3 protein-coding genes and 1 rRNA gene are annotated in these 3495 nt (G+C 28.7%); 1 reads left to right on the top strand and 3 read right to left on the bottom strand.

Annotated features, from left to right (window positions below):
* Window positions 1-149: 149 nt before the first annotated feature.
* The 3 genes from N9R85_RS03750 to N9R85_RS03740 are packed head-to-tail and all read right to left on the bottom strand — an operon-like array spanning window position 150 to window position 3236.
* Window positions 150-614: a deoxycytidylate deaminase gene (locus tag N9R85_RS03750; protein ID WP_262858646.1), complete on the bottom strand. Its 465-nt coding sequence runs from the start codon at window positions 612-614 to the stop codon at window positions 150-152.
* Between the two features lie 2 nt (window positions 615-616).
* Window positions 617-2569 (bottom strand): DNA topoisomerase (ATP-hydrolyzing) subunit B, encoded by a 1953-nt coding sequence (gene gyrB / locus N9R85_RS03745; protein WP_262858645.1) that lies wholly within the window; start codon window positions 2567-2569, stop codon window positions 617-619.
* Between the two features lie 31 nt (window positions 2570-2600).
* Window positions 2601-3236, bottom strand: a complete 636-nt coding sequence (locus tag N9R85_RS03740) for a thermonuclease family protein (RefSeq protein WP_262858644.1) — start codon at window positions 3234-3236, stop codon at window positions 2601-2603.
* Between the two features lie 178 nt (window positions 3237-3414).
* Between N9R85_RS03740 and N9R85_RS03735 the strand changes: the two genes are divergently transcribed.
* Window positions 3415-3495: ribosomal RNA gene (locus tag N9R85_RS03735) — 16S ribosomal RNA — on the top strand; the annotation flags it as partial.

Here is a 3495-nt window from a genome sequence, read left to right as displayed (position 1 = left end):
ATGCTGTTTTAAAATCGGTTTGATCAATAATTTTGCAATATTTAACTTTTTGTTCAAATGTAAAATGTTTGGACATAAAAATAACACTCCTTTATTTTGGAGTGTCAAATTTTTTTCACCTAACTTAGAATTTTAGTGATTCGTATTTTTTATAATTCTAATGTAATATTTAGAGGTTCAAGTTTTCTGGTTTTAATATTAGAATCTTTTAGAATTTTTCTTGAAATCCATGCGTCATCAGTGTCGTGATATTTATCTTCTAGATAAACAATTTCTGTTATCCCTGATTGAACAATAGTTTTAGAACAATTTGAACAAGGAAATAGAGAAGTGTATAATATTGCATTTTCTAATTGTGTTGTTGAATTTAATATTGCATTAATTTCAGCGTGCACAACATACGGGTATTTGTTATCTTTTTCTAATTTTGCATCTCTTGCTCAGGGAAAATCAAAATCATTTCCTGAAGGCATACCGTTGTAACCTAAAGCAATAACTCTTTTTCTATTATTTATTATACATGCACCAACTTTTGTATTTGGATCTTTAGAACGTAGAGCACTTAATTTAGTTAGTGCCATAAAATATTGATCTCAATTTAGTATTTTATTCATAATTATAAGTCAATGTTTTTTACGTATTTTGCATTTTTTTCTATAAATTCTTTACGTGGTGCAACATTTTCTCCCATTAGTATTTCAAATGTTCTATCTGCTTTATAAGCATCTTCTATTTGAACTTGAAGCATTTTTCTATTTTCAGGATTCATTGTTGTTTCTCATAATTGTTCCGGATCCATTTCACCAAGACCTTTATATCTTTGAATAGTTATTTTAGAGTTTGGATTTAATTTTTCCATTATTTCGTTTTTTTGTTCATCGTTGTAAGCGTATTCAACAAATTTATTTTGTTGAATTTTATATAAAGGAGGTTGTGCTATATAAATAAAACCATATTCAATTAGCGGTTTAAAGTATCTGAAGAAAAATGTTAGTAATAAAGTTCTAATATGTGCACCGTCAACATCAGCATCAGTCATAATTACAATTTTGTGATATCTTAATTTGTTTATATTGAAAGTATCTCCTAGCCCTGTACCTAATGCGGTTATTAACGACATTATTTCTTCGTTATTAAATACTTTCTCCTGCCTTGTTTTTTCAACGTTCAAGATTTTTCCACGTAATGGCAAAATAGCTTGAGTTTTTCTATCTCTCCCCATTTTAGCAGAACCACCAGCAGAATTCCCTTCGACTATATATAATTCACTAATTTCAGCATTTTTGCTTGTACAATCAGAAAGTTTACCTGGCAATCCACCGCTTTCAAAAACATTTTTTCTTCTTGCGTTATCTCTAGCTGCACTAGATGCTAATCTTCCTTTTCTAGCTAATATTGCGGTATTAATAATTTTTTTAGAAATATCAGGATTTTCATTTAAAAATCTTTCAAGTGCCTCTGAATATATTTCATTAACCGCTCTACGAGCGTCTTTAGAACCTAATTTTCCTTTTGTTTGACCTTCGAATTGAGGATCTGGGTGTTTTATAGAAATAATTGCTGTTAGACCTTCGATTAAGTCATCTCTTGTGAATTTGTCAGCTTCATTTTTTATTAAACTTTTATCGATGGCGTAATTATTTATTAGTCTCATTAATGAATCGTAAAATCCGGATAAGTGAGTACCACCTTCATGTGTCGAAATATTGTTTGTATATGTTATTATGTTTGATCTGAACATATCTTCTAAATATTGAGCTGCTACTTCTACTCCTATGATTACTTCTTCGCCATTTAAGTCGTTGTTATATTTGTATTCTCCTGAAGCGTAAATAACTTCTTGGTTAATAGGTTTGTAACCTTCATTGATTTCTTTAACATAGTCAACAATACCGTTATCATATTTAAATTCACTGTAAGAGTTATCACGATGATCTGTAACAGAAACAAATAAACCTTTATTTAAATGAGCTATTTGTTTGGCATGGTCAATAATAAGTTCTTTATCAAACTTAATTTGCTCCATAACTTTATAATCAGGATGAAATTTTATTGTTGTACCAGTTTCACTTTCTTTTGTTTCGCCGATAATAGTTGTAGATTGTGTTATTTGTCCACCATTAGCAAATTTTGCGTTATATAATTTTCCGTCACGTTTAACTCAAGCTTCCATGTAATCACTAAGAGCGTTAACTACAGAAGCACCAACACCATGTAAACCACCACTAACTTTGTAAGCATTAGATTCAAATTTACCACCTGCATTCAATTTTGTTAAAACAACTTCAAGTGCACTAATGTTAAATTTAGGATGTAAACCAACAGGTATACCACGACCGTTATCTTCCACAATTATTTCTTCATTTTTAGTAATTGTAATGTTAATTGTATTAGCAAATCCGGCCATAGCCTCATCTACGGAGTTATCAACTATTTCTCAAACCATATGATGAAGACCGCTTTTAGATGTGCTTCCGATGTACATTCCAGGACGTTTTCTTACGTGTTCAAGACCCTCAAGATGTTTAATATTTGAAGCGTCATAATTATTATTTAAATTTTCTTTCATCAAAACTCCTTAATATATTTATTTAAATATATTATACCATTTTTTTATATTTATAGAATACTTCCTCCAAATCCAAACCCCAAAACCCCTTTTCTTCTACTTTAGTTTTTTCTTCTAAGCCTATGATGTAGTTATAAAAGTCATTTTGAAATTTATTTTTTGTATAATATTTTTGCTTAATATTAGAGTTTTGAATGTATGCGACTCTAGCCAACCCATTTTCGACTAAAAAAGAATTTAAAGTATCACTAAAAATATTTTCATCTAAGTTTTGTTTATAAATTAATCCTACATCTCTTCCGTATTCGTCGTTATCAATATGTTTATAATAAAAATGATCTTGATTTAAAATTTTTTGATATAACATTTCTTTTGCAAGATTTGCATAATAATTTTCATATTTAGCTAATTTATTTTTATTATTTTGTTTTAGCGTTTCAGGAGTGTCGACCCCATACAATCTTATTTTAATTTTTTTATTTTTAATTTTGGCCTCTACAGTGTCTCCGTCTACAATTTTAGTTATTATCAATTTCTCTAGATTTTGAAAGTTATTTTTATTAACTTTATCTTTTTCAAAACTAATAATTATTCCGATAGCTATTAAAATAAAAACAATAACAACTTTTAAAATTTTCAGTAAATTTTTAGGTATTTTTTTGAACATATATAATATATATACGTTGGTGCTTTTTTAAACAAAAAAAGTAAAAAATATTTTGTATTTAAAAAAAGTGGTGGTATAATAGTTTTGCTAACTAGCGAAGAAGTGAATAACTTTTAAGCATAGCAAATAATAAAGTTCTTTGAAAACTAGATATATACAATAAAACATGACAGTCAATTTTTTCGAGAGTTTGATCCTGGCTCAGGATGAACGCTGGCTGTGTGCCTAATACATGCATGTCGAGCGGAGTTCTTCGGAA

Source organism: Mycoplasma sp. CSL7503-lung (assembly GCF_025515455.1).
Taxonomy (GTDB): Bacteria; Bacillota_I; Bacilli_A; order Mycoplasmatales; family Metamycoplasmataceae; genus Mycoplasmopsis.
Note: the sequence above shows the minus strand (reverse complement) of the source record. Positions and strands in the feature narration are given on the sequence as shown.